This is a genomic window from Psychrobacter sp. AOP31-B2-9 (assembly GCF_052378005.1).
GTDB lineage: Bacteria > Pseudomonadota > Gammaproteobacteria > Pseudomonadales > Moraxellaceae > Psychrobacter.
Genome location: NZ_JBQSXG010000195.1, coordinates 1 through 4385, shown reverse-complemented (window position 1 = coordinate 4385; position 4385 = coordinate 1). Strand labels below are relative to the sequence as shown.

Sequence of the window (4385 nt, the reverse complement as noted above, 5' to 3'; positions counted from 1 at the left end):
TAACCCATATTACTATATAACTTTAAGGTCGAGAGTTAGCCAAGATCAAGCGGGGCTTTTTCCGCTTGTCTTGGCTAACTCTGACCCAACAACCGCTAGGGCGTTAGTCTTTTAAATCTAAAACGCAATAATCTTTACTACTGCCAAAACCGCATTGCTTAGTCATAACCCTAACGCACAGCTCGCCCTCACAGTTTGCCGTCTGCAATGCCCCACCTGCATTATTCAGTTCTTTTACCGTCGCTCTACGCTCTGCTGCATCGTCCAAACTCGGTATTAACAGGGTCGCGCCTAGTACCACTAACACACAAGCTCCTAAAATCGCCCCTACCGTCATAAATGCGTGTTTCCAATCAAGAGCCTTTGTCTCTTTTTTAATTGCTTGTGCTGCTTGCTTTGCCTCCCTAGATGCTTGTCTAAGGTCTTGCGCTGCTTTGGTTGCATGGTTATTTAAATCGCTTTCTATAGACGTTCTAGCACCATTGAGAGAGTCCGTAAATAACTGCTGAGCGAGGCGTGGTAGTTGTTTGTGCAAGCTCTCTATCTGGGCTTGTTGTTTATTGATGATGTCGATGGCTTGGTCAATATTTTTTTGCTGTTCTTCTGCGTGTGCCATCAGTGCAAATAGATGCTGTTTTGTGCTGTCATCGCTCATGGTTCAATGCCTCTGTCCTGCTGCTTATCGTGGGTTTTTTCGAGTTCCTGACGTTCTAATTTTTGTTGCTGCTGCGCTTGTTTGAATAACTCATATTCTGCTTTGAAGTCCTGCATCCCTTTGGCTTGCTCTTTGACGTTCTCTATCTCTGTCTTAGCCTCTGTAAGTGCTGCAAATTCTATCTGTAGGTCGCGCAACTGCTGATTGTCTGCGGTAATCTCTCGGTTTAGATCGCCTTTGTCGGTAACAATGCCCCTACGCTCCATTGCTGACGCTTTCCAACCCATCTTAATCGTTGGTTTCTGCTCTACCCCTTGCTGCTTTAGGGTTCGATGGTCGATGCGTTCTTCAATACCTAGCTTTTCTAACTGAGCGTTTACGATGTTTTCCCATTCCTTGCGTAGCTCTTTAATTTCAGTATTTGAGGAACTTAGCCCCAATGCTTTGCGCTTGGTGTTGGATAGCTCAATGGCTGCCTTGTCGCCTAGCTCAATACCTTTGTCTGTATGGCTAAACTCTCTTGTCGTGGTCATAATATGGGCGTGATAATTGCGGTTATCGCCTTGCTTGTCGGGCGTGTGAATAGCCACATCAACGGCTACGTTGTATCGCTCTGCTAAGGCTTTGGCGAACCTGACCGCTACCCTTGCACCCTCGTTTTGTTTAAGGTCTTTACGCTTGTCTTTATCTTCGGGTATCAGCTCGTGAGGTATGGCTAAAACCCACTCCCTAGCGGTACGCCCATCTTTACGATTTTCGGCAAGCTCCGCCTTATTCCATAACTCGCTACGGTCAATTTTCTTTAAGTTTTTATCGAAGGCAAACGCCATTTCTACACCGCCACGCTTGCTGTAGTCATGGGTTTTGTCTGAGCGTTTATCTTCAATTTTTACCCCTGCACGATATGCAGCTGATGCGGTTGCACTTCTGCCACTACTACGGCTAATCGGTTTGGTGGTCGCATAGTAAATTGCCATTTTTAAAATCTCGCTAGTAAGGTCTTTAAGGTTTTGTCTTTTGCTCCGCAGGACGTATTTAGGACTTGAAAATTTATGCAACAACGTGGAATAAATTTCTCAAGTCGTAAATGCGCACTTATCTAAAAAGACAGACAAGTGAAAAGACAAAACTACAATGGTATACTAGCACAAACAATTAATATTTTAGGTAAAGGCATGCTAACCATAGAACAAAAATTAGCTAGAAATGAAGCTGAAAGAAACCGTCTAATGGCTAAAAAAAACTCACTAGAGAATGGTCAAAAAATTATTATCGGTGGTATGTTCTTATCACTTGCCAAAAGTAACGCTGGTATCGCTAAGTTCATAATTGACAATGCAAGTACCCATGTCACTCGTGCTGCTGATTTGAAAAGAATTGCCCCACTGCTCGATGAATTAAAACAAGTGGTAGCTAGAAACAAGAACGAAGATAACTCACTCTAAATCTAACTTACCCTGTCCATTTTTCTTGACGTAAGCCAACATATAATCTCTAACCAGTTGACTTGCGGTACGGTTATTGTCTTTGGCTATGCGCTTAAACGACTCGATCAGGTCTTTGTCAGCTCGACAAGTGAACGTGCTGTCATTGGTCTTGTTTGTCATGATTTAGTCCTCTTGATGTAATGTTCACCCATTGTATTAACGTTGTTAGTGCATTGCAATAACTAATTAAGTCAATCAGATAATTATCACAGAGCCAAAGTAACGGATACGCTCAAACGAGCTACAAGGGCTTGAAGGTTGTTAAACGGTACAAGGGTAGCCAAAGCATAAAAAGAACGGCGCTAAGAGGCTAATTTGAGCTAATTAGGCACGTAATCAGACTAGGTTTAAAAGGATAGATACGAAACGGTAGCACATTAGTCTTAAAATCATGATCGCGGCAATCGACTGCGGTCGATTGAAAAAGACGGATTAATTTTTTATATTTTTAACTAGCCTAAGCAAGATTTATTGTTTAGGTCAGCTTAACAGCGTAGATAAAAAAAACCCCCTTACGGGGCTATTATCTGATTACGGTGGCACTAGTGCATTTTTTTAACGGATATTCGTTAGATAAAAAACAAGTCTATAAGCTGCTCTCGTTCTGTCATTTTGGCAAGTTTTTTCTTGTGATACTCATTGATATGCCATGCTCGCATTTCGCTTTTAAGTCTTTCATCTGAAATATTGGTAAAATCTTTGCCCTCTTTTGCTAACTTCTCTCCAATCTCTCGCATTTGTCGTTCTACATCATGCTTAGGCGGTTTCCTTGGCTTAGGCTTAGGCGGTTTCGTTAACTCGGCTTGCTCTCTCGTTTTGTTTTCTTCCTTGCGTTGCTTCATATAGTTTGATTGGTATTCATCAAGCCATTTTAAAAAATCCTCTGTTGGTTGCTGTGCTTCGGTTTCAGCTTTCATTTTCTTATCTACCCACTCCCCAAACTGGCTTTTTACCATGACAAACGCCCAATTTGATTTGTAGCCCCTTTGTCGCTGGGTGTATAAGCAATAAGAATAAAAAGTTTTTTTATCTAAATCAGCTATTTTCATTTATCCAGTTCCTTATTGTGTTGCGGTGTATATTTAAGGCGGTAGCAATTTTGCCTATTTTAACGCCTTGCTGGTGCATTTGCTGGGCTTGCTGGCGTTTGGGGGTATAGATAGCGGAACGTGCTAAACCACCCTTATTACAAGCCCCTTTCTTGTTGGCTCGCTTAACTCTGCATGATTGAATACGGCTAAACTTAGCCTTTGATTGCTCGCTAAACTCTCCAAAACGTCCTGATTTGCAATATCGAGTAATACTCCATGCAATATGCCTAACTTCATTGTGTTGCATGGGTACATCAAAATTAGCGTTAAAATAAAGAGCTATTGCTAACACCTCTTTGAATAGCTGGGTTTGGTTATATCGGTTGGCTATTGGGTAGGCTTTATGGCGTGTGTATTCAAACGTGGCACAATTTCGCCCATACCCTGCATCATTTGCTGACTCTTGTGCTGGCTTATTTGTATATAACGGCTCTAAGTCAAGATGATTTGCCAGTTCTGCGAGTGTGTAGCTAGGCTGTGCGCCTGTCAGATACGTTTCATGCGCTGTGTGGCATGGGTTCTTAACTAGGTTGCCACTATAGCCGTTATCAGCGCCTAAAGCGTCTGCTAGGGCTTTCTGAACGCTTGCAAGGTATCGAACCGCTTTAATGCTGGAACGTCCGAAAATGCCGACTGCGGTTGTTAGGCGGTATAGATAATGGGCGTGTCCATTTATGGGATTTTTGATTATAATTTGTGGTGGTGGCAAACCCTCGTCAAAGCAAGTAAATAGGGCATTTGGGTCGTCAATATCAAACGCTAACCATTTACAGACGGCTGGGTGATTTGGTTGTATGTGGGTGTGGCGTATGGCGTGGGATTTGGTGCGGATATGGCTAAAACCCTTTTGATTAGTGCAATAAGGGCTACTTGCTAAATCATCATAGAATATGGCTAAGGCTGGGATTTTTTCCCATTGGGTAGGGTCAATCTGCTTTAAGTTTTGCATTACATTACACGCTTGTTTTAGCGTGATGGCATGATATAATGGCTCTTGCAACAGAAGCACTATATCAGCCACCACTGATTAGTATTCTAAAAACCCTCAACGCCTGCAAGCGTTGGGGGTTTTGTCTTTTTATTAGTTTACCCTTTTGTTTTCCATTGTGCAAAGCCTTATAAATCAAGGGGTGAAGTAGGTACTACCTAAAG

General features: G+C 42.4%; 6 protein-coding genes. 1 reads left to right on the top strand and 5 read right to left on the bottom strand.

The features are described 5' to 3' along the window. Positions 1-103 precede the first annotated feature (103 nt). Complete coding sequence (locus tag ACT3SX_RS14110) at positions 104-655, bottom strand: hypothetical protein (RefSeq protein WP_444761801.1); 552 nt, start codon at positions 653-655, stop codon at positions 104-106. Beyond that, positions 652-1632, bottom strand: a complete 981-nt coding sequence (locus ACT3SX_RS14105; RefSeq protein ID WP_444761800.1) for a MobA/MobL family protein — start codon at positions 1630-1632, stop codon at positions 652-654. Before ACT3SX_RS14105 ends, ACT3SX_RS14110 begins: the two co-directional genes overlap by 4 nt. 138 nt (positions 1633-1770) lie before the next feature. Between ACT3SX_RS14105 and ACT3SX_RS14100 the strand changes: the two genes are divergently transcribed. Beyond that, a complete protein-coding gene (locus tag ACT3SX_RS14100) occupies positions 1771-2100 on the top strand; it encodes a hypothetical protein (RefSeq protein WP_444761799.1) in 330 nt (109 codons plus the stop codon). Here the strand turns inward: ACT3SX_RS14100 and ACT3SX_RS14095 are convergent. The 3 genes from ACT3SX_RS14095 to ACT3SX_RS14085 all read right to left on the bottom strand — a co-directional run bounded on the left by ACT3SX_RS14095 (position 2092) and on the right by ACT3SX_RS14085 (position 4182). Then, positions 2092-2262 carry a hypothetical protein gene (locus tag ACT3SX_RS14095; RefSeq protein WP_444761798.1) on the bottom strand — a complete coding sequence of 57 codons (171 nt, stop codon included), beginning with the start codon at positions 2260-2262 and terminating at the stop codon, positions 2092-2094. The two genes, ACT3SX_RS14100 and ACT3SX_RS14095, sit on opposite strands and share 9 nt — an antisense overlap. A gap of 449 nt (positions 2263-2711) precedes the next feature. Next, complete coding sequence (locus ACT3SX_RS14090; RefSeq protein WP_444761797.1) at positions 2712-3191, bottom strand: hypothetical protein; 480 nt, start codon at positions 3189-3191, stop codon at positions 2712-2714. Then, positions 3178-4182: a replication initiation protein gene (locus tag ACT3SX_RS14085; protein WP_444761796.1), complete on the bottom strand. Its 1005-nt coding sequence runs from the start codon at positions 4180-4182 to the stop codon at positions 3178-3180. Before ACT3SX_RS14085 ends, ACT3SX_RS14090 begins: the two co-directional genes overlap by 14 nt. Positions 4183-4385 lie beyond the last annotated feature (203 nt).